Genomic DNA, 26198 nt, shown 5'->3' with positions numbered 1-26198 from the left:
ATATCAAAAGGTAGTGTTTTTTTAGATTGTTTTCAAATTTTACGTTTTTATTTATTTGATTTGCAGAAAAAATAAATAAGGTTTTCTATTGAGTATAAATATTTATGATATGACAATAACGAAAGGTTACATAAGATTAGCAATAGTGATAGTTCTAACTCTTGCATATGGAATAATTGCATTTCATTTACCTGAGTATGTGCATCCAAATCAACTGAATAATGTAGGGTTTTATATAGACAAAAATGGTGATATGTATAATTATATTATTGGAATTAGTATATTAATTCATTTCGTGTTTTCTCTGTATTATTTAAGAAATTACAATCTAAAGAAAACTGACGGTATAAAAGTGTTTTTCTTTTCTTTAATGCTTATTATGGCTTATCTTTTCTTTATAATTAACATTCTCAATATAATTAGTCTATATAATATTCAATATACTAAAGTAGAGAAAGCAAAATTAATAAATAAACATTTTTCTATAAGTTCGGGGAAACAGAAGACAAAATCTTACTATTGTGTAATAAGGTATGAAAATGGAAAAGAAAAAGAAATATATCTGAGTGACAGAAAAGGTACTTATGCTCCTTATTATAAATTAAGAGAGGGAATGTCTATATCTGTTTATCATTATAAAGGCAGACTATCAAATGTAAAACAACTCATTATTGATGATTATCCGTAAACAGAATAAAAAATAGTAATATAACCACACAAAAAATTCCTTGAGGTTTATCTTATTCTTAAAACACTTTTCATTCTTTTGCCGTTTTATAGAAAAATAGTTTTTGAATATTTTTTATCTCAAAACAAATTATTCCTATCTTTATTCTTAATTTACTAGCATTCCTACAAGTCTGCTTACCTAATTAAAATAAAGAAATTTTTTCATCTCTAATTCATTTTTTATGTCTCATTTCAATTCATTAAAATTCAATTTCCTTTATAAAAAAGCAGGATTACTCTTTATTATAGGCTTCTTGCTTAGTTTATCTCCTACTTTTGCTCAAATTTCAGTAAATAAAATGATTTTTTTTGCAGGTTCTTTTGACCAGTTACAAGAGGAAGGAAAGAAGAAAAATACACCTTATTTTGTGTTTGTTCATGCAAAAAACAACAAATTCGATTCAGTTACTTTTGCTAATCAGTATGTTCAGACGTACGTAAAAAAGCGTTATTTAGCTCAAAAGCTACAAGCTCCTTCGTTATATGCTGATTATGTCGTAAAAAAGTACGAGGTAAAAAGCTTCCCTCAAATTTTGATTTTTACGCCTCAAGGTAAACTTGTTGATAGAATTACATCATACCTTAGTCCCAAACAAATGATTGCTCGTTTGAAATTGCACGAAAGCAAAACAGGCTCTCCAGATGATAGAGCTTCTGCTTTTGCAAAGGCTGCCAACCCAGAATTATCATTAAAATTACAGACAGAAGGAGAAATTCAAGAAGTTTACCATTTTAGTATTCGTCCTTATGGAGTTGAGGAAAAGACCATCGGAATTCAGCTAGGTGTTTTCGAAAACTATCAGAACTTAGTAAACAATGTTTCTGAATTAGAAGTACATTGGCACGACAATATTCTAGTAACCTTCGTAGAAATAGATGGTAAAATGTTATATAGATTACTTCTAGGACCTTTTTATAGTTATGAACATGCCGAAGTTTATAACAAAAACTTAAAAGAAAAAATGGGATTACGTGGTATTTTGGTAAGCTTAGAAGACTTTGACCCAATTACAGAAGAGAATAAAGATAAATATTTGTTAGAAAACATAGAAACACCCGTTGAGAGTGAAAACCCAAATAAGAGATAGTATTTAAGGAAATAAAATTTAAGCATTTTAAAAATCCTATTTCTAGCCTTTGTTGATATTTTAGCGTAGCGACACCAACAAATACACGTATAAAACCTATTCTTAAACAGCTTCAATTCTAAAATCCTATTGAATCATTTATTCAGTAGGATTTTATTTTTTATAAAAAAAACAGTAATTAACGTTGAAAATCAAACAACAAAGTAAATTTTATCTTAAATTTACATCTATTCTCTTACTCCACCTCAATAAGAGTATTTTTCAAAAGAGATAAAATAAAATTTAGACTATGAAAGAACTTGGACAAAAGTCTGATAAAGAACCAACTACTGATTTTTCGTTATTACATAAAAGTAAAGAAGAAGCCATTCAGAAACGAATAGAGTTATTGTACAAAAGCATGTCTTTTTCAGAAGGGACAGCACCAAACTGGTCAAATTTTCATGATTGCTTTACAAGTAGCGCACAGTTTATTAATGCAAACCTTGATGCGCCTATGTTTTTAGATGTTCGTACGTTTGCACAGGTTTTACAACGTCAGATAGAACAAAATGATATTCCTCAGCTCTTTACACAAGAGGTTTCACACCGAACTCAAATTTTTGGAAAAATAGCACAACGCTTTAGTATCTTTACTAATAAGGTTGAATTAAATGGAGAACCTACTACAAAAGGAATAAATAGCATTCAACTTATTTGTGCAAAAGGAAACTGGCTCATTCAGTCTATTTCTTGGTATAACGAACGCAATGATGATAAAATCCCTAATGATTTGTTAGATATTTTAGAATAAATTTGGTTCTATATGATTTTAGTTGCAACCCTTAACTTGTATTTTGTTCAAGTCTGTACCGACGGTCTGACTTGGACAAAATAAGCTATTCGAATTAGAAATACTTATTTTTGATAGGTCAGACTTGCAGTACAGACCCATCAAAAATGAAAATTGCAATCGAATTCATAAAGAACCATAAACTTGAAATTTTAAAGAAATAATGAGCGAAAAGATAACAACTATTCTAGCTATCAGTATCATTGCCTCTATATTTATAGGCATTGTTGGAACGATTAGTTATTTGGGAATCACCACTTATCAGAGAGAATCTACCTGTAATGAATATACAAGTGGAGATATAGAGATTATAAAAGCAAAAATTTTGGATGGTTCTATATCAGTAGATTATGGTTGTCCTTATCCGTTTTTAGCTTATTCTACAAAGATAGGAGATGTAGATATGGTAACATTCTTATTAGAAAACGGGGCAGAAGTGGAGAAAAAATTCACTTATAAAAATCCAAAAACATATCCTTATAAAATCAAACAAACACCTCTTTTTTACGCAATTTATTCTAAGTACGAACAAAAGAGAATTGATTTTCCAATGGAAATAAATGAAGACTTTATTGCTTGTCTGGATTTACTCATTAAAAATGGCGCAAACCTAGAAACTCCTTGTGGAAGAGAATATAACGAAAAAGCAACAGATAGTTTGAAAAATGTTTTGAGAGAAGGAAGCCCTGACGTACAAACAGCTAGAGAAATTATAGAACTGATAGATAATGACTTATTGAATCAATTTGCATCAAAAAATTGAGCAAATATGTATTTTCTGATGACAATGCAGTACAAAATTGCGCTTTTAAATAACATGCCGTATATTCGCAGTTAGATTCACACACATTCCAAACAATTTTGTTAATCATTTCTTTTTAAGAATTAAAATCTAGTTAATTAGATTTAAGAAAGTAAGAAAAAGGAATTATTCATTTTTTAACTCGTTTTTACCAATCTCTTTATATGAATATATTAGTTTGCATTTGTCATGTACCTGACACAACCACAAAAATTAAATTTGCTGGTACAGAATTAGATAAAAATGGTGTCCAGTTTATTATTGGTCCTTATGATGATTATGCACTTGCTCGTGCCGTCGAATTAAAAGACGCAAGTGGTGGAAAATTGACGGTTCTTAATGTAGGAGAAGCAGATACAGAACCTACTATCCGTAAAGCGTTAGCTATCGGTGCAGATGATGCTGTTCGTATCAATGCACATCCAAAAGACGCTTACTTTGTAGCTGAACAGATTGCAGCTTATGCAAAAGACAAAAACTTTGATATGATTTTGATGGGGCGTGAAGCTAGTGATTATAATGGTGGACAGGTACACGGAATGGTTGCCGAAATGTTGGATATGCCTTGTATAGTTCCTTGTATGACTTTAGAAGTAAATGGAACGACAGCTAAAATGGGTCGTGAAATTGAAGGTGGAAAAGAATATGTAGAATGCGAAATGCCATTTGTAGCAGGTTGTCAAGAGCCAATTGCAGAATGGAAAATCCCTAATATGCGTGGTATCATGATGGCACGTAAGAAGCCTTTAGAAGTAATTGAACCTACTACACAATCAGCACCAACAGAAGTTGTAAATTTTGAACTTCCTCCTTCTCGTGGAAATGTAAAAATGATTGATGCTGATAATATGGACGAGCTTGTACGTCTATTGAAAGAAGACGCAAAAGTTATTTAGGAATGAGAACATGGGAATTAGGAATTGGAGAATACAAATGATAGTTTCCACCATTTATTCGGTTCTACCGTTGCTCGTGTCCTCACGAACGACACAAAAAAATAGTATCAAAAACATAAAACAAATAAAACTATGTCAGTTTTAGTATATATAGAAGCAGATAACAATGCAGTAAAAAAGTCTTCTTTAGAGGCTCTTACGTATGCTGCCAAAATGAATGCAGGTGATGTAACTGCTTTAGTTACAGATAAAGCCGAAAACTTAGAAGACCTTGGAAAGTATGGTGTCAAAACTGTTTTGCAAGTAAGTGATGATAATCTTTCTACTCGTCCTGTGGGTGCGATTGCTAGTGCGATTGCAGGTGCAGCGCAAAAAGCAGGAGCTAATGTAGTAGTGATGTCTCGCTCTTCTACCGTTGATGCAGCAGCACCACGAGTAGGCGTAAAAATGAAAGCAACAGTTGCATCAAATGTGATTGCACTTCCTCAAACAGATGCAGGATTTGTAGTTCGCAGAGGTGTTTTTACTGGAAAAGCATTTGCTGATACGAAATTAGAAGGCGAAAATAAAGTGCTTACAATTGCCAAAAATGCACTTGCAGTTGATGATTCTGCTGGTGGCTCGGCTACTGTAGAAGCATTTAGTCCAGAATATGGAGCTAAAGATTTTGCTGTAAAAGTAACAGATGTAAAAAAACAAGAAGGCGATATTTTATTGCCAGAAGCTGATTTAGTTGTTTCTGCTGGTCGTGGCTTGAAAGGTCCTGAAAACTGGGGAATGATTGATGAGTTAGCTAAAACTTTAGGCGCAGCAACAGCTTGTTCGAAACCAGTTTCAGATATGGATTGGAGACCTCACCACGAACATGTTGGTCAGACAGGAATTAAAGTTGCTCCTTCATTGTATATCGCAGTAGGTATTTCGGGAGCAATTCAGCACTTAGCAGGTGTAAATTCTTCTAAAACTATTGTTGTAATCAATAAAGATGGAGAAGCTCCTTTCTTCAAATCGGCTGATTATGGTATTGTTGGAGATGCTTTTGATGTAGTTCCTAAATTACAAGCTGCTTTAGAAAAAGCTGGAGTTTAACTCTAAAAAGTTATAAAAAAACACCAAAACGCTTTGCATTATAAAATGTAAAGCGTTTTTTTCATGCTATTATGTTCATATGCTCTATTCTTTCTCCAAAATACTGGCTTCAAATTAGTATAATTACACGTTTTCTTTTATATTATACTCATCATTCCACTCTAGTCTTGTCCAAAGCCCTGCATATTCTTGTAAAAAACTAAATTCATTATTTTCAAACAGTATCTCAACTTCTAATACATATTCACTTCTCTTTATTTTCCATTTGGTATCTGCCAAAACTAGAATATAATTTTTAGGTGTTTTTGATTGTTGAGGAACTATTATAGCTCTATATTCCAAATCAAATGCTTTTTTAGATTTGAGGCTCTTTTTAGTAATTTTATTTTCTTGAATCAATTCTTGAGCATATTTCTCTAGTTCTTTTTGCATTAAAGACATTTCTTTTTTGCTTATCCTCAAAAACTTTTCAAAGGATAGTTTTTGTTTTTGACTAAAATTAACTTGATTCTTGCGTTCTTTATTAATCCAAATTTCTGTTTCAAAATTAATAGCAGGAATGTATATCTTTTTTGTTGTGATAAGTCCATACTCATTACTTTGATAAACTATTTCAGAAAAATCAAATTTGTTATCTTTATCCATACGTCATGTTTTTCAAAAAAATATTTAAGCCAAAAATAGAAAGAAGCAAACTAGAAGAATTAAGAAAGATTGCTTTTAAGTTTGATAATCAGATTTTTACAGAAAGTAATCATGATTTTATGTATGATGAGTTAGATAAATTTAATAAACTAGCGAATTCATATATAAAGCAAACCAATAAAGTTGTTTGTAAAGATTTGTGCCAACTACAAATCAGTCATCAAAAAAGAGGTTTACACCGAGACTATATAATAGAAAGCGAAGAGAAAAATAACAGAATTCCCTCTCCATACTTTTTTGAAATGATGATTAAAGTAATAGATTTTATTTTGGAAAAACATGAGGTAAAAGAGTAATTTTTATTCCCCAATCTCCATTTCCTCATTCCCATTTCCCAAAAATCTATGCCTTATAAAAAAGCCATTTCGAAACTTCTCTGTACGTTGGTTTTTTTCCATACATCAAAATTCCTATTCTATAAATTCGTCCTACAAGCCAAGTTATTCCTAAAAAAGTCAGAAATAAAATAGTCATTGATAAAAAAACTTCCCAAAGAGGTGGCTCAAATGGAATCCTAACCATCATAATAATAGGCGAAGTGAGAGGAAACATCGAAGCCCAAAAAGCAACTGTTCCGTCTGGATCATTAACAACTAAACCAATAATTCCGATAGCAGTAATGAGTGGAATTGTGATAGGAAGCATAAATTGTTGCGTGTCTGTTTGATTATCTACAATCGAACCGACAGCCCCATAAAGCGCACCATACACCAAATAACCCATTATAAAATAAAATCCGAATGCACTAATAATAAGAGGAAAATTAAGCGTTTGGACAGTTTCTAAGATATTTTGAACAGCTAAATTAGTTTCTAGTTGTCCTGCCATTCCTCCAGATTGTGCAATAATAGCTTGTGCCTCTTCTTGAGTCATATTATTTTCTAAGGAGAAAACAGAAGAGACGACAATAAACAGAACTAAACCAAGCACAATCCAAATCAAAAACTGTGTGAAAGCTACAAAAGCAACACCGATAATTTTGCCTAACATAAGCTCAAAAGGCTTTACAGAAGAAATGATTACTTCTACAATTCGGTTTGTTTTTTCTTCCATTACACCACGCATAACTTGCGCTCCATATAAGAAAATGAAGAAATAAATCATCACAGCACTCAAATAGGCAACAATACTAGCAACTGTCGAATCGGTACGAGTTTCTGCTGAATAGAGAGGGGTAACGGTCAGTTTTACTTTTGTCTTAGCTTCTTTTATCAAAACTGGATTCATTCCTAGTTGTACTAATTTTTTTTCTTCTAATTTTTTGGCGATTTGCCTTTCAATCTTTTTTTCTAACTGAATAGGAATATTTTTGTCAGCCAAAAGCAAAACACCATCTGTGTTATCAGCTGTTATTCCTCTAGGAATCAATAATAAAGCATCAAAACTCTTAGATTTTTCTTTCAGGTTTTCTTTTGCTTCTTGAAGGTTATTTTGAATAGGATAAATCAATTTTACATTATCAATTTCTGAAATTCCACCTAATAAGTTTCCTTCATCAACTACTTGAACTACTGTTTGTCCTGTATCTAAAGAAGTAAGCCACGCAGGAATAACCATCAAAGCAATTACTAAAAAAGGTGCTAAAAGCGACATAACAATAAATGACTTTTTACGCACTCTCGTCAAATATTCTCTTTCTATAATTATTTTTATCTTATTCATTATTTTTTTACAGTTGATTTTAGAAAATAGAGTATGCATGTTTTCGCCCAATATACTTTCAAAGGTAAGCTATTGTCAGTAAAAGAGCAAAGGTTAAGAGAATTCCTCCAAGTTATTGGTTGTAAAAAATGGTAAAATAAATTAGATAAAATTTATGCAAAAAGAATAATTCAAGCATCATGAAATAAAAAATTAATCAATTTATCTTCATCAAAAAATTTTATTATGATTTTTAGAAATTCATTATGCTTAATCAGAAAAAACTCACTCGTTTTTATCCTTTTCATAAACTTTATTTTGTTTAGTTCTTGTAGCTCTCACTCAAAAATGGTTCATGCGACGATGGGACAAACAGGACAAATAAGTCATGCAGGTTTAGAAAAAGTTGAGTTAGACAAAATTCAAAAAAACCCTAAAGACCCCAAAAACCCAAAGACACCTAAAGAAAAACGAAAAATAATCTATTCAGCCAACCTAACTCTTGTTTCTACACTACCAGACAGTATAAATCCACAATTAGAGAGTATCACAGAAAAATACGATGGATATATAGGAAGGTTGAGTACGACTGAAACAACTATAAGAATTAAGAGTGAATATTTTGAAACAGTTGTGGAAGAAATTGAGCAACTAGGAAAGGTTACACGTAAAAACATTTATGGAAATGACGTAACAGAACAATACTGGGATGCTCAAATACGACTGGATAATGCCTTGGAAACTAGAAAACGTTATATTGAACTTTTGAAAATGGCAAGAAATGTAGAGGAGGCTATATTGGTAGAACGAGAACTGGCAAGAATTACGCAAGATATAGACCTTTTGAAAGGACAAATCAATAAGCTAGATAATTTAGAAGAGTTTGCAACAATTACAATCTCTATTAAAGAAAAAGCAAAATTAGGTGTTTTGGGCTATGTTGGGGTAGGTTTATATAAAACTGTAAAATGGTTTTTTGTCAGAAATTAAACTCATTTATAAAAAAAGGGAATTTATTTTGAATGAAAATAAACTCCCTTTAATGATTAAATCTGATTGAAATTACTTAAATTTCTTTGCCATTTCTCCAGCCATATCATTGGCATAAACACCATAGGCATTTACCAAAACGCCTTTTAAATTATGTTTTTCAGATTTGATGGCATATAAAATAGAGGCATCAGAAGGATTCGTTTCTCCCTCAAAACGAAATGTATCTTCAATTTCAAATTCGGAAGGATAGACATGGATTTCTTTTCCTTCCTTCTGACACACCAAGCAATCTTTTTTGAGATTAAAATCTGTAGAATATCCTTTGTTTTTAAGCGCATTCATTGTTTCGCTCAATGTATCAAGTGTATGCATGGGAGAATTTGGGTCAGAATTGGTGTTGTTATGTTGCAACTCTTCTAATACAATCCTGTCTTCTTTCTGTTGTTGCTTTTGAGTTTCCTTTTTATTGTCCATAGTAATAGTATTTAAAAATTAAAGTTTAAAAAATGGTAATTTCTTATCTACTAAAGTGAATTTTGAGAGTTTTTGTTTTGGATAAAACTGATTTTGGTCTAAGACTGCTGTTTTATTGGAATACAAATCTCAAAAATAGTTTGTCCATTCTCAGAGTTTACTTTTATGCTTCCTTTATGCTGTTGGATAATTCGGTGTGTAATATCCAATCCTAAACCAGTTCCTTTTCCAACTTCTTTTGTAGTAAAAAATGGGTCAAAAATATTATTTATTATTTCTTTAGGGATTCCTCCCCCATTATCTATGATTTTTGTCAGAATAAAATCATGGTCATTTTTACTTTCAATCTTTAGTTTTCCTTCTCCATTTTCTGGTAGTACATCAAGCGCATTATCTATAATATTTGTCCAAACTTGATTGATTTCTCCTGCCTGTCCTTGTATCTTTGGTAGATTATCTTCAAAATCTAATTCTACATCTATTTTTTTGACTTTTATTTTATGATTAAGCAAAGTCAAAGTATTTTCTATTCCTTCTACTATCGAAACTTGTGTGGCATCTGTTCCTTTGTCCATATGTGTATAAGACTTGATAGATTGAACCAAATGACCAATTCTTTCAGAGGCATCTTTTATTTCTTGAATCGTTTTTTCAGTAATCAGATTATTACAAATCCAATTCAAAACAGGACTTAAATGTACTTCTGACACAATTTTCTCTACTTTTTCCAAGTCCTTAATTTCAAAATCATATTCTACAAAAGTAGGTGCAAGGTCAAAGGCATCTCTTACTTCTCTATCTTCCATATAATCTAAAAGCTCATCTTCCAAATTACTTTTTTGAAGAATAGACTTCTTTGTCTTTTTAGAGGTATTTTTATCTCTGTTTTGATGATTGTTCATCTTTTCAAACAAAAAATCATTAATCTCATCTACTTGCTTTGGAGTTACTTTGATAGAAATTACATCTTTAAACTGTTCTGGTGTATTTTGAAGATGTTTTTGGAGAGATTCTGCACTTCTGACAACTGCTGAAGCTGGGTTATTGAGTTCGTGAGCAAGTCCTGCTGAAAGTTTGCCAAGCGAAACCATTTTTTCAGTCATCTGCTGATTTTTGGTAAACTCTCTTACTCGGGTTGTCATTCTTCTGACGAGAGCTTCTGTAAGCTCATAATTTTCCTTTATCAATGTTTGAAATTTTGACTTATCAAAACATAGTAACTTAGTAGGTTCTAGTGCAATCCCATACCCTGACGACTTTGTCATACGAGAGTAAGGGAGCTGTCCTGTAATTTCGTGAGGCTCATAGATGGCAAGTTGTCGCATTTGTCCTTTTTGAGAAATATAAAGACGAATCCTACCACACAAAACAATATACATACATGTTATTTCTTGATTAGGCTGAAACAAAAACTCTCCTTCTTCCAAGTCTTGACATTCTGCTTCTTCCAAAAGCCATTCTAATTGACTTTCAGGTACTTCTTGAAAATAAGGATTTTGTTTTAGGTATTCTAGGTTGGTCATAAGAAGCTTGTGTTTATAATTGAGGTGCTACTAATTTAGTGATTTTTTGAGAATTTATTGTAGAAAAATTTATTTCCACCTATTCGCCACAAAAACACCAAAAATAATCATTGCCATTCCAATAAAATGTTCTACTTGGAGTGGTTCGTCATCAATTACTCCCCAAAATATAGCTACAATTGGAATAAAATAAGTTACTGTACTGGCAAAAACAGCATCGTTGAGTTGAATTACTTTATTAAAAATAATAAGAGCGATTGCCGTTCCGATAACTCCTAGAATAACGATATAAAAAAATGACTTCCAAACTAAATAGATAGGAGAAACTAGTGTTGTTTGCGTTGTTATTTCTTGTGCATCTTGAAAATGAGATAGAAAAGGAGTTCCAAAAAGAAGAAACAAAATAGAAGGAATACCCACCGTAAGAAAAGCACACGAAGCAATTGGAAAAGAAGCAACTTCGGAGAGTTTACTCTTGATAACATTCAAACTAATTCCGTAAAACAAAGAAGCCAAAACAACAAGCAAAACATAACTATTTATGTCTCCAAAACCTCCTCCTTTTTTGGCAATACTCAAAAGTCCTGCTCCCAAAAAAGCAATTCCGAGACCTATAAGTTGTTTGTATTTTAATTTCTGACTAAAGAAAAGCGCACCTACCATAACTGTAAAAAGAGGGGTAAGCCCATTCAAAACTCCTGTAACCGAACTCAAAAGACGAGTTTGTGCAAGAGGAAAAAGAACAGCAGGAATTGCGTTTCCCAAAAGCCCAGAAATAAGTAAATATTTCCATTTCGATTTAGGGATTTTTCTTGCGTGGAAAACAGCAAAAGGCAATAAGGCAATAAAAGCAGATGAAATACGAAGCGCACCAATTTCTAAAGGAGAAAAAACAAGCAAACCTCTTTTCATCAAAATAAAAGAACTTCCCCAAATAAGAGCAAGTAGTATCAGTAAGAACCAAGATAAAAACAGAGGATTTTGAGTAGAAGTAGAGCTTTTCATAAGAAGAGTAAAATTACCTTTTTTACAGAAGAAATTATTCACTTTGAACGAATGACAAAGGTAGTTTTTATAAAAAGGAGTTGTTCTTATAAAAAGTTATTTTTTGAAGTGTTTTGATAGCAAAGATTTTTATGTATTTCTTGATGTCACTGCGCTAAAATATCAACAAAGGCTAGTTTCTCTTATATTACAATTCAATTTTATGGTTTGAAGCCAATTACCAAAACATCATCAATTTGTTCTTGTTTTCCTTTCCAATCTTGAAAGTGCTTTTTGAGTTCTTTATACTGTCTATTACATTCTTTTTTACAGATTTCTTGAAGCTTCTTTTTAAAGTTCTGACGTAATAACTTACCCCCACTTTGTCCTCCAAATTGGTCAGCAAAACCATCAGAAGAAAGATAAAAATAATAATCTTTATAAGAATCTAAATTTATGACGTGTGAGACAAACTTCTGCGTATCTTTGTTCTTGATATACCCACCAATAGATTTACGATTTGCTTTTACTTCTATCAGTTCATTATCTCTACAAAAAACTAAATTTTGTCTAGCTCCTGCAAACGTAAGTGTATTTTGTTTATCATCGATGACACACAATGACATATCTGCACCGTCACGATTTGCGCTTCCCTTTTGCCTTAGCGCACTAATTACATAAATATTTAGTTCCTCCAAAACTTTTGCAGGTTCTACTATTTTTCTTAGCTTGACGATTTCATTAAGTCCATCATTAAGAATCAGACTCATAAAAGCTCCTGGAACTCCGTGCCCAGTACAATCAATTACAGCCACAAAACGATATTCTTCTACTTTAGCAAGCCAGTAAAAATCACCTGAAACTATGTCTTTTGGAGAAAAAAAGATAAAACTGTTTGGGAAAATTGATGCTACTTCTTTTTCAGATAATAGCATTGCTCTCTGAATTCTTTTTGCATAATTAATGCTATCCAAAATATGCTTATTCTTGACTTCTAAAAGCTCTTTTTGGTTTTCTATATTAGAAACAGCTTTTTCAACTCGTTCTTCTAGTCTTTCGTTTAAAATCAGTAGCTCTTCTGAGTTTTGCCTCAGCTCTTCTTCCATTGAAGAGAGTTGAGCATTTGTTTCAGCTAAATTTTCGTTTTTAGTTTCTAATTCTTTGATGGTTTGTTCTAAAAGCTTTTCTAATGATTTTTTTTCTTTTGCTGTTCTTTCGTACTTAAAATTAGCCATTTTAATCTCTCTCTCTACTTTTTTTATAAGTTGAGACAGTTCTTTGCCTTGCTCTTCTGATAGCGAACTTTCAGGAACATGAGCTTTAAATGCTTCAAGATATTTAGCTAAATTCAAATCTAAAAAAATTAATAATCAATCGTAAAGTATAAATTAGTAACAGATAGTTTATAAAAATTTTAATTTATTTTTCTTTCAGAAGAATCAAAGAAACAGTTTCATTATGCAAGTCACAAACAGTTGTTCCGTTTAAAGTTCCAATCTCTCCATAAGAAAAGAAACCAATAAGTGGCGCATTCCAAAGTTTTTGAAGCCCTTCTAATTCTCCTTCTATCATTGGCCCTAGTGCTAAATGACGAGCAATACAAGAGACCAAAACCATTGCATCAGCTTCTGGAAAATTATCTTTCAAAGAACCCAAATCTTCAACTGATTGGTCAATTACATCAAAGTCAGGTGGCATAGAAAAAAACATTGAAGCTCCTTCTGGAACTTCCCCAGCCAAAATAAGTGCACCATCATCATTTGCCATAAGTGGCGCACGAAGCGTAGTATATCCATCTCTTTGAAGCTGTAAAGGATATTTCATTCCTACTTCTGCCACAATATCTTTACGACGGTCGGCAGGTGCAGGAATATCAAAATACTTTAAGAAAACATCTAAAGCAGGTTCGTTATCAATCGTATAAAGAATATTCCCTTCTGCTTTTGTAGCAATTTTTGGAGTTCCGACAGCTTTCCAACCACTTGTAGCTAGTCCTGTAATATCTACGTTTTCTTTATCAACTGCTAAGAATAAAAGAGCCTTATCTGATTTTTTATTATTTGTAAAAACATAGGAAGCTTGCATTTTGAAATCATCTCCAGCTAACCCACCAAAAAGAGGATAGTTTCCTATCTTATTCACTCCTTTTATGATGTCGTCGCCATTAGTTGCAAGTCCACCTGAAAAAACAATAAGTGCAGGGTTTTCAAATTTTTCTATTACTTCTGTTGTTGCATTTTTGGCAGCTAAAACCGTATCTTCTTCCTCAGATATATGCACCGAAAAGTTTTCTTTTTTCATATCCAAAAGCAAAATAGCTATTGCTTCATCACTTACCTCATCATTTACAAACTCGCCAGAAGTAGTACAACCCACAAGCTGAATATCATATTTATCAAAAAGACTTGAAATAGCATCAATATCGTGAGCAACTGAAGCAAAAACAAAAGCTAATGTAGGATTAAAATCTGCTGCTGTGTGTTTTTGAAGTTGATTTTCTAAAGAGGAAAATGAATCAGCGTTAAAGTTTTTTGCTTGCATAGAAAAAAGATTAGAGTTTGTGATGGTGTTATTGAGAAATAAGAATTACTAAGATAGCTTTTTGCAAAAACAATTCAAAAAATAAATTTAAAATAAATCAAGGTAATTATTGTACTTCTTTTAGTCAAAACTCATTAAGTCCGTTTGCTCAAATGTCCATTGAGGAGTCTCTATTTTATCTGATATATCTGTCGGAACTTCATACCACGGACTTATATTCTCATTATTAGTCGTAGTAGTGAAATTTTTCAAAATATGAATATCCTGTGCGGGCATATAACTTTGGGCTACTAAAAACAGTTTTTTATTTGTCTTAGAATTTATTGCTACATCTACTACCAAAACAGCATGACCAGGGAAACCTCCTTGTATAAAAACATCTCCTATTTCAATATTTTCTATGTTTTTAGGTTTTAATTCTTTACTCAAAGAAGCCGAACCTGCATACATAAAAACATTATCCATATACTTCAAAAAATTGGTATAACTTGTATCTGCCTTAGCTTTCAAGCTCCAGCTCACTTTATTTCCTTTTATAGAAGGACGATAGCCTTTAGCCCACTTTTGATAAATAGCTGCATCTCCACTTGTATAATTAAATGCAATTTTTTCTTTTTGATTCGTTTTGAATAAATATTCAGCACGAAGGCGCATCACGGCATCGGCACATTGTTGCAAATCTCGCTTTCCAACAGAAACATCTAACACTCTATAATGAACTTGTTGATAATTTTTGAGTTCTCCATTATACAGTTTTACTGGTGTGTCTTTTGGTTTTAGTGAAAGATGACGAAGATAATAAGCAAAAGAAGTTGAAGAAACAGTTTCTCTAGTGTAATTTTGAGGCAACGGAACTTGATAGATTTCGTCTATTTTTTCCGTTATTTGAGCTTGATTTTGGACTTGCGTTTGGACTTGATTAGAAGAGTTAGAATTTAGCTTTTCATCAACCAAAGTATCTTTAATTGTATCCGTAGTCTTGTTTTCAATTTCAGTAGAATAACCTTTTTTTACTTTTTTAGAATCAAAACTACAAGAAGCAGCTCCGAAGGCAGTAAAAAAAAGTAAGAATAAAAGTGTGTTTTTAGTGTTCATAAGTTTAATAGTATTATTTTATAAAAGATGTTTCAATTTAAAAAGTTTGGTATAAATCAAGATAATTGTGCAATGAAAATCTGTACAGATGCTTGTATTTTTGGTGGTTATATTGATATTTCTGAAAGCAAAACTATTTTAGATATTGGAACAGGAACAGGTCTTTTATCTCTCATGATTGCTCAACGAACAGATAATGTTTCAAGTAATTTCATACAAAAGCCAATAATCACTGCCATAGAAATAGAAAAAAATGCTTTTTGGGCAGCTCAAAATAATTTTGAGAACAGCAATTATACCTCTAGGTTAAAAATCTATCATACTTCTATTCAAGAGTTTTCGAAAAACACCTCTTCTACATTTGACCATATTATAAGCAATCCTCCTTTTTTCCTTCATCAGTCAAAAACAAAAAACGTTTCTAAAAACCTCGCTTTGCATAGTGAAGCTCTTTCTTTTGATGAACTCATAGATGCTATTGAAAAACTTCTCTCTCAAGATGGAAAATGTGATATTTTACTTCCTGCCTATGAAATGGATATTTTTATTAAAAAGGCAAAGCTTAAAAATTTATTCGTAAAAAAGAGGTTGAATGTTTATACTAGAAAAGAGAAAAGTATATTTAGAGTAATAACGAGATTTGAGAGACATAAATTTGAAGAAGATAAAGAAAATGAAAATTCAATAAGTAATTTCGTTATCTACAAATCAAAAAATGAGAAAGATATTCATTTGAATAGAGGTTATACAGACGAATTTGTCAATCTTTTAAAAGACTTCTATCTTATTTTCTAATAAAAAAAGTGTAATTTATTTTAGTTTTTTGCTCAAAATACTTGCAAATTTGGATTCTAATCTTTTACTTTGTTTATCAAACAATATTCAAATTAAATAGACTTTATAAAATTTATACATTAATTCTCAATAAATTTTCAATAATTATGGCAGATTTACGCAGTATTATTACAGACATGGACAAAGAATTCAATAATCGTATTCGCTTAGGACTTATGGCAGCGATGATGATAGAAGATTGGATAGAATTTAAGACCATGAAACATCTTTTAGACCTTACTGATGGAAACTTGGCTAGTCATGTCGCTGCTTTAGAAAACTGTGGCTATATGGAAGTTCGTAAAAAATTCATTGGTAAACGTCCGAATACTTCCTATAAAATCACTCAAACAGGAAGGCGTGCCTTCGAACACCACTTGCAGCAAATGGAAGAACTTATTAAAAAGGCTAGAGCATAAAGTCAAAAATATAGATAAAGAAATTACTACTGATATTTACGCAAGAATAAAATTTCTGCAAACGAAACCCACGATTTTAATTGTGGTAAAATAGCTAAAGAAGGATAGAAAACAGCACATTTTATTTTCCCATAACTAAAGTTATGGGTTTCGTTTGACTGTGTAAAATCAGTTACTATTTTTGTTCAGTAATTTCTTTATTCTCTACTTTCAAATTTTTGGGCGAGTTTGGTCGTGCAATAGGACGAATCAAATCAGCAATTTTTTGAGCTGCTTCTTTAGACGTTTTGTCTGTATGATGCGTAAAATAAATTTTCTTAGTTTTAAATTTCTTAGCAGAAGGACTTGTTTTTCTTCTTACTAAAAAGAAAATTCCTTTTTTATGAACCGTTTTTTTATCTTGAAAAATGATTTTTCGGATGTCTTTCCAATTTCCTTCTTCTCCTACAAAACCTAAAAGACCATAGTTTTTTATTGTAAAAGTATGCTTTTCTTTATCAAAAAGAGCTACTTGATAACGCCCACTAACACTCAAAAATAAAAGCCCTAAGAAAGAAATTCCTGCTGCAACTCCCCACCAACCCATATACCAATCCCAAGCCGAAACGAAAAGAGTATTATTTTCTATAATAAACTCATTAAATTTCTTACTGATTACTTCTGGCGTAAAAGCTACATCAGAAATTCTACGCAACGGATATTGCTTCTGTAAAGTAGTAATAATTGTTGGATTATAATGAAAAGTAGAGTTAGATTCATTTTTTAAAGAAGAAGAATAGCCTTTATCCATACGAAGTACATCAGCCAAGAGAATAGAATCTAACCTAAGACCTTCTTTAAAACTAAAATAGTTTATATAACAAAATATTTTTTTTACGTTTTTATTTTTTCCTTTTTTTGTTGCAATATTTGTTACTTCTCCTATTGGTCGTTCACATTTTATAGAAATATATTCAAAGCCTGAATAAGAACTAACTATTAGAATAGCTAAAAACAAGACTGTCCATGCAAATCCCATTGCTGTTTTGCTGCGTATTTCTAATATTTTTTCAGTTTCTTTTATCTTGTACATGTAGTTTTACAAGTGTTGTTTTTAAAGGAAAATAATTTCACAAAGGTCAAGAAATTTTTGCCATCAAAAAAGTAATATCATCTCTTTGTATCTGATTTCCTTGATGATTTTCTAAAAACTGTTCTAATTTTTGTTTTTGTATAGCTAAGTTTTCTTTTTTAACAGAATCAATAAAAGCAAATAAATTTTGGCTGCCAATACGTGCCATAGCTGCGTTGTTTTGGTCAGCTATTCCATCTGTAAAAAGATAAATAATTTCATTTTTTTCTATCTCAAAAAGCTCTTGCTCAAAAGTTCTTTCTTCTTCCTTTTGTCTTCCTCCAATCGATTTTCGTGTGCCTCTTGCTATATTTAACTCTCCGTTACGAGTATAATACATTGGACGTTTTGCTCCTGCATAAACAATTTTGAAATTCTTTGTTTCTTGTTCTTCTTCATTTTTGGCAATCAAACAAATAGAAATATCCATTCCATCTTGATTTACTTGCTCCATTCTGCCAACTTTCTCTTTTTTGTTTTGACGCAAAAGCATACGAATACCTTCATGTAACTTTTTCAAAATCAACTTTGGTTCTACGATTTTTCTTTGTAGTATAATCTCATTCAAAAGACCGTTTCCAATCAAGGACATAAATGCCCCTGGAACTCCATGTCCTGTACAATCAGCCACAACCAAAATTCTAGCTGTTACTTTACCATTCAAATTTATATCTAAGAAATTATTTTTCCCTAATTGTTTTTCTGTTAGTGTAATCTTAGAAAACCAATAAAAATCTCCCGAAACACCACTAGCAGGACGATAAAGCACTTCACATTCTGTAAAATTGCGATACATTTTATTATGAACCGACAAAATAGATTCTTGTATCGTTTGAGCATAACGAATACTATCAGTCAATTTTAAGTTTGTGATACGTGTCTGTTCATTTGCTTCATCCAACTCTGTATAAGTTTCTGCATTCTTGAGAGCAATAGAAATATACGTTGCTAATGAATTTAAAATACTACCATGTCTTTCTGTATAGGCATTTTTTTGAAAACTCTGAACTGTCAGAACACCAATTTTCTTCTTTTTACCTTGAATAGATATAGACAAAGGAACATACAAAACAGATTGAGGCTCTTCTCCTTCTATGATTTCATCTAGTTGTGAAATATAGTATTTATGCTCGTTTTTAAAGTCATTTATAAAAACTATTTCTTCATTTTTAAGTGTCCAGTTTCCTAATGTTTCTTTCTCTATATTTTCACTATGGTCTGGCAAAACTTCATCTTTTTCGATATATCCTGTATAAAAAAGTTCGTTTTTTTCTTCTCTGAGCAGTCCAATTCCAAAGCCTTCTACTGGCATAATCGTCTGAATACGTTCATAAACCTGCCTTATTACTTCTCTAAGCTCCAAAACCGATGTAATCTCCTGCCCTATACTAGTCAGTGTATTTAAGCTTTGATAAGATTGTTCTAAATTTTCATTTAAGTCTTTCAATGATAAATTTTGATTTTCAATGGCATCACGCTGTGCCAAAATTTCTTCTCTTTGCTGCTCTAGCTCTTCATTTTGAACCAAGACTTCTTGATTCTTTTCATTCAAATCTTCATTGGTGGATTTTAACTCCTCATTTTTCACATTTATTTCTACTGTTCGTTCTTGTACAGTCTGCTCCAGCTTTTCATTTTGTTTTTCAATTTGAGCCACTCTATTTTTATAAAATAAATACCCCAAAAGCAAAATAAATAAAGGCGCAAAAGTCATAAACCACCATGTTTGATAAAAAGGAGGTGTTACTTTTATGGCAACACTTTTTTCTTCACTCCAAATACCGTCTGCGTTGGCTGCCTTTATCTTAAAAATATATTCTCCTGCTGGAAGACTGGTGTAGGTTGCAAACTTTCGGTTTGCATCTGTATAACTCCAATCTTTATCGAAACCATTCATTTTATAAGCAAAACGACTTTTTTGAGGTAAATAATAACTCAAAGCAGTAAAATCAAACTCAATGACTCTGTCTTGATGTGACAAAATAATTTGTCCTACTTCATTAATAGGTTTTTCTAAAGGAGAATCTTTATGGACAGAATCTTTAACAAAAACCTCTTCTCCAAAAAGCTTAAAATTTGTAAAAGCCATTTTAGGAGCAAAACTATTTTTCTTTAAATAATCTGGATGAAAGGCATTAAATCCCTCTTTTCCTCCCATAAAAATAACGCCGTTTGGAAGACAAATAAGCGCACCTCGTTTGAAGTCATTGGCTTGAAGTCCGTCTAATTTATCATAATTACTAAATGAGTTTTGTTCTTTTTTATAATGCGACACTCCTTTATTTGTAGTCAGCCAAAGGTTGCTGTTCGTATCTTCTACAATAGCTTGAATTACGTTTGAGGGAAGTCCATTTTTTTCTGTAAAAATTTCGAAAACAAAATCTAAATTATTAGTGTCATTTTTATCTTCTATTAGTTTGTTTAACCCTCCATTCGTTCCTATCCAAAGAGTTCCATTTTTATCCTCAAAAATAGTATTGATTTGATTATGACTAAGTGATTTTGGATTTTTCACATCATTCAAAACTCGTTGAAAATTATTTTTCTCAGCATTATAAATATGCAAACCATTTCTCGTTCCTATCCAAAGTCTATTTTTTTTATCTTGTAGAATAGCTGTGATATACCCTTCATTAAGCGACGTAGAATCAGAAGGTTTGGGAAAATAATGTTCAAACTTTTTCTTTTGGATATCATACTTTGCCAGTCCGTACAACATTCCTACCCAAATGTTTCCAACGTTATCTTCTCCTAATGCTGTTATTTTGTCGCCTTTTAGTGCATTAGGGTTACTTCTATCAACTTCAAAAGTGGTAACTTCTGTTCTTTGATTATTTGTATTTTTTTCCAGTTTGGCTAAACCCTGCCACGTACCTACCCAAAGTGATTTATCTTTTGTCTTTAGAAGCGTCGTAACTAATCCATTTAAGAGAGAAGGATTTTTTTTACCTTTCAAGTAATCTAACGTAGTTATTTTTTGATATTTATTTTCAAATTTTACTTTTTCTAATCCTTTATCTGTCGCCAACCAAATTATATTTTCATCTTCATACTCAAAAGCCCACGTATTTGTGCTTTTTAATCCTTTTATTTCTCCTGTCCAAAGTCTGAATTGCTGATTTTGAGGAGAAAAATATTCTATTCCCTCTGAATACAGTCCTATCCAAATACCACCCATATTATCAGCATAAATATCCCAAGCTAGAGCTTCTTTGAGTCCAAATTGATAATTCTCTACCCCATACCTTGTTTTAAAATTTCCATCTTTATCATACTTAAAAATACCTGCTCCAAAAGTAGAAAACCAAATATCGCCCTGTATATCTTGTGCTGCTGCAGTAACAGGTGGGGAAGGTATTTTTTTGATAAACTCTTCTTTTTCTGTATCAAAAATATAAACTCCTTCGTCCCAAGTCAGAATCCAAAGTTTTCCATCTTTATCTAAAAAAAGTTTCGAAATACTTGCTGTTCCGTCAGCATTGGGAAAATAAAAGTTTTTAAAGTTTTTATTCTTTGGATTGTATAATTGTATAATTGTGGTCGTAACCCAAACTTTACCCTGTTTATCAACTTGAATCGCCGTTACGTTATTCTCTTTTAAAGAAGTCGAATCTTCTTCATTATTCAAAAAAGTAGTAAAAGTATTTTTTTCTGTATCAAGAACTTGCAAACCTCCACGTTTTGTTCCTACCCAAAGAAATTCTTTCTCATTCTTTTGCTCTACTGCCAAGCTCTGAATTGTAACATCTGAAATTGTATTTTCTCTTCTTTCTGTTTGTTTATTAATAGCGACAGGATAGTGAAAAAAAGTTTTGCTTTGATAATCAAAATAGTTTAAACCTCCATTATTTGTACCTATCCAAATTTTTTCAGTTTCATTATTTTTATTTTTACTTTGAGCCAAGGCAAGAACATAAGTATCAGATAGTCCTTCCGAAATTCCATTTTGCAGAGTAGGTGTACTTCTATAATTTTGAAATGAATAAGCATCAAAACGGCTCAAGCCATCTCTAGTTCCAAACCACATAAAGCCTTTTGTATCTTGCAAAATACACTTCACGCTATTGTTTGCAAGTCCGTTATCAGTAGAATACTGCGTAAAAAGCACAGAGGGGGAAACAGGAGAAACAGAATTTTGTTGCCCTAAAGCTATATTTTTGAAAAAACCAAGAAAAAAAATTATCAGTAAATGAACTACTAATAAAAGGGGAAAACGCATATATTTTTGATAAGAAAGAGTAAAATAGAATTAAAGTCAAATTACTTTATAAAAATAGAGAAGTACAAAATTAAGAAAAAGTTAATTAAATTAACTATCTAAAAAGTGGTTTTAGAACAATTAACTTTCTTAAATATATAAAAATTCACATAAAAAAACTATTCTTATTCCATAAAAATTAGATAAAATAAAGAATAGTTTAGACTAAACTAATAATTTTATTTTATAGACTCAACTACTTTTTCTTCTTACCAAGTGTGATTTTAAAGCCAAAAAGAGTCGTTTCTTCGTTTTTTAGCTTGTCTCTTACTTTTTTGAGGTCTTCTTCCATTGGCAAATCTTCTGGTTTTATTCCTGTTTCTTTCTCAAAAGCTTCCCTAATGGTCTGGTTCGAATTGGTATGTGTATCTTTTATTGATTCTTCTCCTCTTATTTTTGGGTCTGTACTGACTTTGAATTTTGTAAAAAGAGTAGCTAGGTTTTTCGAACCAATTGTTACGGCTGGCATAAAATCAGATACATTTCTGTCTTGTGGAATTTCATTTTGTTCTTTAATTTCTTTTGGAGAAGTTCCTCCAAAAAGCGTTTTATCTCCTTCATTTCGGATGCGCTGAAAACCTGCCTTACTCACTCCTCTTTCATCAGCAATCTGAAAAAGCTCAAATTCATTTTTTGCCAAAATTCTGCGTTGACGCAAACGTTCTCTGCTTTGAATTTCTTCCTCAAGTAATTCTGCTTTTCTAGTTTGAAGTGCAAAATAGGTTTGAGCAAAGGCTACTTCTTGCTTACGTGAATCTCCATTTTGAGCAATCAAATAACAAGCATAACGAGAAAGTAGGTAATCCATTTTCATACGAGAACTAACTCCTGTTTTCACCTTTTTGTCCTTTCTCAAAAAATGAAAATCTACATCTTGTTCACTATTTATACAAGCAGTTTGTGCTTTTGCAATAGCTCTTTCAAAATTTTCCCACTTTGAGTATTTCAAGAGAGTTTGTAATGTTCTGGCAGACCAAACCTCATTGCCATTTCCATCTTTAAGAGCTGCATTCTCAAAAGTCGATTTGAGCAAAGCTATATTTTGATTATCCATAATTGAAAAATAAGGGTAAAGAGAAACTTATGTTTTAGTGATTTTGGGTATAATCTAACAAATAACTCCTAAGTTAAGTTTGCTAATTAGAATAACTAATATACAAAAATTTGAGCTAAAATCATAACATTTTTTGAAGAATAAGAGTGATTATCGGCGTTTATTTTGTCGATATTTGCCTATTAAACTGAAACATTAATTTTTAAACGATGAAAAACAACTTTATATTTTGGGGCGCAATTTTGGGAGCTTTGGCAGTAGGAATTGGAGCTTTTGGCGCACATGCTTTGAAAGATTGGCTCATTGCTATTGGTCAGGTAGAAACCTTTCAAACAGCTTCTAAATACCATTTTTATCATTCTTTTTCTATTATTTTGATAGGAATTTTGATGCAATTAGGCTTAAAAAATTCAGAAAAATCATCTAAACTCTTGACTTGGGCAGGAAATTTACATCTTTTTGGAATACTTATTTTTTCAGGAACGCTTTACTTGCTTTGCCTCACAAATATAAAATGGTTGGGCGCAATTACGCCTATTGGTGGGGTTTTATTGATTGTAGGTTGGGTATTTTTGGCAGTTTTTTTTTTTTAAAACAAATAATCAGTAACAGAAAATTTATTTAAAATGAAAAATAATTTTATATTTTGGGGCGCAATTTTGGGAGCTTTAGCAGTCGGAGTCGGAGGTTTTATTACACATTTTTCTGATATCAGATTAGAAATTTTTCAGACAGCTCTCATTTATCATTTTGCCCATTCGCTTTCTATTATTTTAATAGGATTTTTGATAAAAACAGATTCAGTTGAAACTGATGCAAACGATTCTAAAAAATCGAATACAAGTTTGATTTGGGCAGGGAACTTACACCTTTTTGGAACACTTCTTCTGTCTGGCTCACTTTATTTATCTTCTACCTCAAGCTCCAAGATAGGTATTTTTGCTTTTATTGGAGGATTTTTATTAATTTTAGGTTGGTTGTTTTTAGCACTTTATTTTTATAATAAAAAGTAATCAAAACTACTTCTATAATTTTTACGTAAATTATGATAGAATCAAATCTTACAACCAAATTTACTTATCACTCATGAACTGTCCAAGCTGTCAAATAAAAATCCCTAGAGATGCCATAAATATTCAAAAAGATATTGCAGGGTGTCAGAGTTGTGGAAATATTTTTAGTATTTCAGCTCATGTAGCACCTCAAAAAAATGACTTTTCTTCCTCACAGTCTAGCTCAAAAAATTATGATTATGATATAGCTCGTCAGTCGATGTATGAGGAAGCAAGTTTGCATAATACATCTATTCAAAAGAAATTTGAAGGAAAAGGTAATAGTAATTTTGATATAAATAATCCACCAAAAGGAGCTTACATAAATCATCTGCCTAATGGTGTTCAGATTGGAGCTTATACTCGCTCATGGTCTGCATTTTTTCTTGTTCCTTTTATGGTCGTCTGGTCAGGAGGTTCTTTGGGTGGTATTTACGGATCTCAAATCATGTCTGGCGAGTTCAATCCTATAACGTCTCTGTTTGGTATTCCTTTTCTTTTAGGTGCTGTCTTTTTTTGGGGAATCGCTATCATGAGTGTAATAGGAAAAACAGAAGTTACATTAGATAGTAATGGAGGACATATTTTTACAGGAGTCGGTAAAATAGGACTACACAAACGTTTTGACTGGAAAGATATAAATAGTATAAGTGAACATAAAAGTGTTTCTAGTTCTAGAAAAGGAGGAAATACCGTCACACAGTCTATTGTTTTGGAAGGACAAAAACAGATTAAATTTGGAAGTCATTTGTCGTCTGAAAAGCGTTATTATATGATAAAGACTTTAGAGCAACTGATACAAAACAAAGTCAGAAGTTAGATTTTAGAAGTCAGAAGCAAAGAAAGTATGACTTTTAAATGCTTAAAAAATGAAATTCATTTTCATCTATCCACAAGATTTTGTTTTTCATTAAAATCAATTCTTGTGGATTTTTTTTGCCTTCTTTTTCTATATCTTTTATAAGAAAATAAGTTTGTATAATTCCTTTTCTATCTGTACAGAGCAAATAATTTTTAAACTTATTTTCCTTATATTCCACTAAAAAACTACAAACCAAATAGTTATCATTTTCTACGTAAAAAATAGATTCTTTTACTTTATGCTTTGCCTTTTCTAAGATAAAACTTGCAATATCTTTGTAATTTATGTGATTTGTTGAATATTCTTGAGTAGAGTAGAAGTATTGTTTAATTTTAGATTGTAGATTATTATAGTTTTCTTGACTGGCTTCTACTTCTTCTTTACTTGAATTGGCATCTAGTTTTAGAGGTACAGAATAATAATTTTCTTGCAAAGAAAAAATAACCTTTTCAATATTTTGAGTTTGATGTTTCTCTTCCCAAATACCATAATAACTCACTTCTTCAAGCTCCCAAATCGTTTCAAAATCCATATTCAAAGCCTGTAAACCTTTTGCAATTGGCATTTCATTTTGAAAATCAATTTCTGAAAGTAAAATTGTCTTATCAAAAAAATTAACGAGCGTTTGAGTAGCTTCCATTTCTGCAATGGCAAAAACTTTTTCTTTTTCTGTATCTAAAACTAGAAGTTGAGATATATATTTTTGTTTTTGCTTCTCTCTAATCTCCAAAACTATAAATTCACTTTTTGGGTCAGGGTAAACTTGCCAAATTTTTTGATTTGAATTTTCTGGCTTATAGGAAAATAGATTTTTATTTGTCATTTAGTTTTCTAATTTTAAACCAAATCTTCTCATTGCCTCATTTATCAAAGGAAATTCTTTTACCAAAACATCTAATTTTTCTTGTTCAGATAAAGACTTCACAGCTATTTGCTTCTCTAACTTTTGGTCTATGATTTCAATTTTAATAAAATCATTATCCAAGTTATTGGCCAAATATGGATTTAGAGCGATTCTGATGGCAGAAAATTCGGAACGCAGCGCAATATTATTGAGCAGTTCTACTTTGATAATTGGCGATTCTTCTACTTTTATTTTTATATTTATGAGTGTAGGCGCAAAGCTAGAAGGACTCATTTTGAAAAACTCTTTCCAAACTTTTTGAGCTTTTGCAGTATCAAAACTAGAAGTTCGGTCGGCTGATGCACTTATTAC

Annotated in this window: 26 protein-coding genes; 13 read left to right on the top strand and 13 right to left on the bottom strand. The window is 31.5% G+C overall.

Annotated features, from left to right (window positions below):
- Positions 1 to 109: 109 nt before the first annotated feature.
- The 6 genes from WAF17_RS20925 (at position 110) to WAF17_RS20900 (ending at position 5436) form a co-directional block, all read left to right on the top strand.
- Positions 110 to 688 carry a hypothetical protein gene (locus WAF17_RS20925; RefSeq protein ID WP_338764043.1) on the top strand — a complete coding sequence of 193 codons (579 nt, stop codon included), beginning with the start codon at positions 110 to 112 and terminating at the stop codon, positions 686 to 688.
- A gap of 223 nt (positions 689 to 911) precedes the next feature.
- Positions 912 to 1817: an SPOR domain-containing protein gene (locus WAF17_RS20920; RefSeq protein ID WP_338764041.1), complete on the top strand. Its 906-nt coding sequence runs from the start codon at positions 912 to 914 to the stop codon at positions 1815 to 1817.
- Positions 1818 to 2106: 289 nt separating this feature from the next.
- Entirely contained in the window at positions 2107 to 2610 is a 504-nt protein-coding gene (locus WAF17_RS20915) for a hypothetical protein (RefSeq protein WP_338764038.1), read from the top strand.
- Between the two features lie 202 nt (positions 2611 to 2812).
- On the top strand, positions 2813 to 3412 hold the full coding sequence (locus WAF17_RS20910; protein ID WP_338764035.1) for a hypothetical protein: 600 nt from the start codon (positions 2813 to 2815) through the stop codon (positions 3410 to 3412).
- Between the two features lie 203 nt (positions 3413 to 3615).
- Positions 3616 to 4347, top strand: coding sequence for an electron transfer flavoprotein subunit beta/FixA family protein (locus WAF17_RS20905; RefSeq protein ID WP_338764032.1), 732 nt, complete (start codon positions 3616 to 3618; stop codon positions 4345 to 4347).
- 132 nt (positions 4348 to 4479) lie between these two features.
- Positions 4480 to 5436, top strand: coding sequence for an electron transfer flavoprotein subunit alpha/FixB family protein (locus WAF17_RS20900; protein ID WP_338764029.1), 957 nt, complete (start codon positions 4480 to 4482; stop codon positions 5434 to 5436).
- A gap of 123 nt (positions 5437 to 5559) precedes the next feature.
- Here WAF17_RS20900 and WAF17_RS20895 read toward each other — a convergent pair whose 3' ends face one another.
- Entirely contained in the window at positions 5560 to 6081 is a 522-nt protein-coding gene (locus tag WAF17_RS20895; RefSeq protein WP_338764027.1) for a hypothetical protein, read from the bottom strand.
- Between the two features lie 5 nt (positions 6082 to 6086).
- On the opposite strand from WAF17_RS20895, the gene WAF17_RS20890 reads away from it, so the two are divergent.
- Entirely contained in the window at positions 6087 to 6437 is a 351-nt protein-coding gene (locus WAF17_RS20890) for a hypothetical protein (protein ID WP_338764024.1), read from the top strand.
- Between the two features lie 46 nt (positions 6438 to 6483).
- Here the strand turns inward: WAF17_RS20890 and WAF17_RS20885 are convergent, their stop codons facing one another.
- On the bottom strand, positions 6484 to 7803 hold the full coding sequence (locus WAF17_RS20885; protein ID WP_338764022.1) for an ABC transporter permease: 1320 nt from the start codon (positions 7801 to 7803) through the stop codon (positions 6484 to 6486).
- Between the two features lie 225 nt (positions 7804 to 8028).
- Between WAF17_RS20885 and WAF17_RS20880 the strand changes: the two genes are divergently transcribed.
- On the top strand, positions 8029 to 8772 hold the full coding sequence (locus WAF17_RS20880; protein WP_338764020.1) for a DUF4349 domain-containing protein: 744 nt from the start codon (positions 8029 to 8031) through the stop codon (positions 8770 to 8772).
- A 72-nt stretch (positions 8773 to 8844) separates the two neighbouring features.
- On the opposite strand, the gene WAF17_RS20875 is transcribed toward WAF17_RS20880, so the two are convergent.
- The 6 genes from WAF17_RS20875 to WAF17_RS20850 form a co-directional block, all read right to left on the bottom strand.
- A complete protein-coding gene (locus WAF17_RS20875) occupies positions 8845 to 9249 on the bottom strand; it encodes a phosphoribosylpyrophosphate synthetase (RefSeq protein WP_338764018.1) in 405 nt (134 codons plus the stop codon).
- A 98-nt stretch (positions 9250 to 9347) separates the two neighbouring features.
- A complete protein-coding gene (locus tag WAF17_RS20870) occupies positions 9348 to 10772 on the bottom strand; it encodes an ATP-binding protein (RefSeq protein WP_338764016.1) in 1425 nt (474 codons plus the stop codon).
- 69 nt (positions 10773 to 10841) lie between these two features.
- On the bottom strand, positions 10842 to 11777 hold the full coding sequence (locus WAF17_RS20865) for a DMT family transporter (protein ID WP_338764014.1): 936 nt from the start codon (positions 11775 to 11777) through the stop codon (positions 10842 to 10844).
- Positions 11778 to 11977: 200 nt separating this feature from the next.
- Positions 11978 to 13108, bottom strand: coding sequence for a SpoIIE family protein phosphatase (locus tag WAF17_RS20860; RefSeq protein WP_338764013.1), 1131 nt, complete (start codon positions 13106 to 13108; stop codon positions 11978 to 11980).
- Positions 13109 to 13175: 67 nt separating this feature from the next.
- Positions 13176 to 14297, bottom strand: a complete 1122-nt coding sequence (locus tag WAF17_RS20855; RefSeq protein WP_338764011.1) for an FIST N-terminal domain-containing protein — start codon at positions 14295 to 14297, stop codon at positions 13176 to 13178.
- 120 nt (positions 14298 to 14417) lie between these two features.
- Positions 14418 to 15392, bottom strand: a complete 975-nt coding sequence (locus tag WAF17_RS20850) for a DUF4846 domain-containing protein (protein ID WP_338764009.1) — start codon at positions 15390 to 15392, stop codon at positions 14418 to 14420.
- Between the two features lie 27 nt (positions 15393 to 15419).
- On the opposite strand from WAF17_RS20850, the gene WAF17_RS20845 reads away from it, so the two are divergent.
- Positions 15420 to 16187, top strand: coding sequence for a methyltransferase (locus tag WAF17_RS20845; RefSeq protein WP_338764006.1), 768 nt, complete (start codon positions 15420 to 15422; stop codon positions 16185 to 16187).
- A 146-nt stretch (positions 16188 to 16333) separates the two neighbouring features.
- Positions 16334 to 16645 carry a transcriptional regulator gene (locus WAF17_RS20840; protein ID WP_338764004.1) on the top strand — a complete coding sequence of 104 codons (312 nt, stop codon included), beginning with the start codon at positions 16334 to 16336 and terminating at the stop codon, positions 16643 to 16645.
- A gap of 175 nt (positions 16646 to 16820) precedes the next feature.
- Here the strand turns inward: WAF17_RS20840 and WAF17_RS20835 are convergent, their stop codons facing one another.
- From WAF17_RS20835 to dinD, 3 genes are all read right to left on the bottom strand, one after another.
- On the bottom strand, positions 16821 to 17717 hold the full coding sequence (locus tag WAF17_RS20835; RefSeq protein ID WP_338764001.1) for a hypothetical protein: 897 nt from the start codon (positions 17715 to 17717) through the stop codon (positions 16821 to 16823).
- Between the two features lie 46 nt (positions 17718 to 17763).
- Positions 17764 to 21975, bottom strand: coding sequence for a two-component regulator propeller domain-containing protein (locus WAF17_RS20830; protein ID WP_338763999.1), 4212 nt, complete (start codon positions 21973 to 21975; stop codon positions 17764 to 17766).
- Positions 21976 to 22210: 235 nt separating this feature from the next.
- A complete protein-coding gene (gene dinD, locus WAF17_RS20825) occupies positions 22211 to 23068 on the bottom strand; it encodes a DNA damage-inducible protein D (protein WP_338763997.1) in 858 nt (285 codons plus the stop codon).
- Positions 23069 to 23277: 209 nt separating this feature from the next.
- On the opposite strand from dinD, the gene WAF17_RS20820 reads away from it, so the two are divergent.
- The 3 genes from WAF17_RS20820 (at position 23278) to WAF17_RS20810 (ending at position 24940) form a co-directional block, all read left to right on the top strand.
- Positions 23278 to 23661, top strand: coding sequence for a DUF423 domain-containing protein (locus WAF17_RS20820; protein ID WP_338763994.1), 384 nt, complete (start codon positions 23278 to 23280; stop codon positions 23659 to 23661).
- A 33-nt stretch (positions 23662 to 23694) separates the two neighbouring features.
- On the top strand, positions 23695 to 24081 hold the full coding sequence (locus WAF17_RS20815) for a DUF423 domain-containing protein (protein ID WP_338763991.1): 387 nt from the start codon (positions 23695 to 23697) through the stop codon (positions 24079 to 24081).
- Between the two features lie 73 nt (positions 24082 to 24154).
- Positions 24155 to 24940: a hypothetical protein gene (locus WAF17_RS20810; RefSeq protein ID WP_338763988.1), complete on the top strand. Its 786-nt coding sequence runs from the start codon at positions 24155 to 24157 to the stop codon at positions 24938 to 24940.
- Between the two features lie 34 nt (positions 24941 to 24974).
- Here the strand turns inward: WAF17_RS20810 and WAF17_RS20805 are convergent, their stop codons facing one another.
- Positions 24975 to 25805, bottom strand: coding sequence for a hypothetical protein (locus WAF17_RS20805; protein ID WP_338763986.1), 831 nt, complete (start codon positions 25803 to 25805; stop codon positions 24975 to 24977).
- On the bottom strand, positions 25806 to 26120 hold the full coding sequence (locus tag WAF17_RS20800) for a hypothetical protein (RefSeq protein WP_338763984.1): 315 nt from the start codon (positions 26118 to 26120) through the stop codon (positions 25806 to 25808).
- Positions 26121 to 26198 lie beyond the last annotated feature (78 nt).

This window comes from Bernardetia sp. ABR2-2B, assembly GCF_037126435.1.
Lineage (GTDB): Bacteria > Bacteroidota > Bacteroidia > Cytophagales > Bernardetiaceae > Bernardetia.
The sequence above is the reverse complement of the archived record's forward strand: the minus strand, read 5'-3'. Positions and strand labels throughout refer to the sequence as shown.

Coding starts and splice junctions, on each gene's coding strand:
- WAF17_RS20880 (WP_338764020.1), top strand. CDS start 8,029: ATGATTTTTAGAAATTCATTATGCTTAATCAGAAAAAACTCACTCGTT.
- WAF17_RS20895 (WP_338764027.1), bottom strand. CDS start 6,081: ATGGATAAAGATAACAAATTTGATTTTTCTGAAATAGTTTATCAAAGT.
- WAF17_RS20865 (WP_338764014.1), bottom strand. CDS start 11,777: ATGAAAAGCTCTACTTCTACTCAAAATCCTCTGTTTTTATCTTGGTTC.
- WAF17_RS20875 (WP_338764018.1), bottom strand. CDS start 9,249: ATGGACAATAAAAAGGAAACTCAAAAGCAACAACAGAAAGAAGACAGG.
- WAF17_RS20805 (WP_338763986.1), bottom strand. CDS start 25,805: ATGACAAATAAAAATCTATTTTCCTATAAGCCAGAAAATTCAAATCAA.
- WAF17_RS20840 (WP_338764004.1), top strand. CDS start 16,334: ATGGCAGATTTACGCAGTATTATTACAGACATGGACAAAGAATTCAAT.
- WAF17_RS20830 (WP_338763999.1), bottom strand. CDS start 21,975: ATGCGTTTTCCCCTTTTATTAGTAGTTCATTTACTGATAATTTTTTTT.
- WAF17_RS20920 (WP_338764041.1), top strand. CDS start 912: ATGTCTCATTTCAATTCATTAAAATTCAATTTCCTTTATAAAAAAGCA.
- WAF17_RS20835 (WP_338764001.1), bottom strand. CDS start 17,717: ATGTACAAGATAAAAGAAACTGAAAAAATATTAGAAATACGCAGCAAA.
- WAF17_RS20915 (WP_338764038.1), top strand. CDS start 2,107: ATGAAAGAACTTGGACAAAAGTCTGATAAAGAACCAACTACTGATTTT.
- WAF17_RS20890 (WP_338764024.1), top strand. CDS start 6,087: ATGTTTTTCAAAAAAATATTTAAGCCAAAAATAGAAAGAAGCAAACTA.
- WAF17_RS20850 (WP_338764009.1), bottom strand. CDS start 15,392: ATGAACACTAAAAACACACTTTTATTCTTACTTTTTTTTACTGCCTTC.
- WAF17_RS20870 (WP_338764016.1), bottom strand. CDS start 10,772: ATGACCAACCTAGAATACCTAAAACAAAATCCTTATTTTCAAGAAGTA.
- WAF17_RS20900 (WP_338764029.1), top strand. CDS start 4,480: ATGTCAGTTTTAGTATATATAGAAGCAGATAACAATGCAGTAAAAAAG.
- WAF17_RS20885 (WP_338764022.1), bottom strand. CDS start 7,803: ATGAATAAGATAAAAATAATTATAGAAAGAGAATATTTGACGAGAGTG.
- WAF17_RS20810 (WP_338763988.1), top strand. CDS start 24,155: ATGAACTGTCCAAGCTGTCAAATAAAAATCCCTAGAGATGCCATAAAT.
- WAF17_RS20815 (WP_338763991.1), top strand. CDS start 23,695: ATGAAAAATAATTTTATATTTTGGGGCGCAATTTTGGGAGCTTTAGCA.
- WAF17_RS20845 (WP_338764006.1), top strand. CDS start 15,420: ATGTTTCAATTTAAAAAGTTTGGTATAAATCAAGATAATTGTGCAATG.
- WAF17_RS20905 (WP_338764032.1), top strand. CDS start 3,616: ATGAATATATTAGTTTGCATTTGTCATGTACCTGACACAACCACAAAA.
- WAF17_RS20820 (WP_338763994.1), top strand. CDS start 23,278: ATGAAAAACAACTTTATATTTTGGGGCGCAATTTTGGGAGCTTTGGCA.
- WAF17_RS20800 (WP_338763984.1), bottom strand. CDS start 26,120: ATGAGTCCTTCTAGCTTTGCGCCTACACTCATAAATATAAAAATAAAA.
- WAF17_RS20925 (WP_338764043.1), top strand. CDS start 110: ATGACAATAACGAAAGGTTACATAAGATTAGCAATAGTGATAGTTCTA.
- WAF17_RS20855 (WP_338764011.1), bottom strand. CDS start 14,297: ATGCAAGCAAAAAACTTTAACGCTGATTCATTTTCCTCTTTAGAAAAT.
- WAF17_RS20910 (WP_338764035.1), top strand. CDS start 2,813: ATGAGCGAAAAGATAACAACTATTCTAGCTATCAGTATCATTGCCTCT.
- dinD (WP_338763997.1), bottom strand. CDS start 23,068: ATGGATAATCAAAATATAGCTTTGCTCAAATCGACTTTTGAGAATGCA.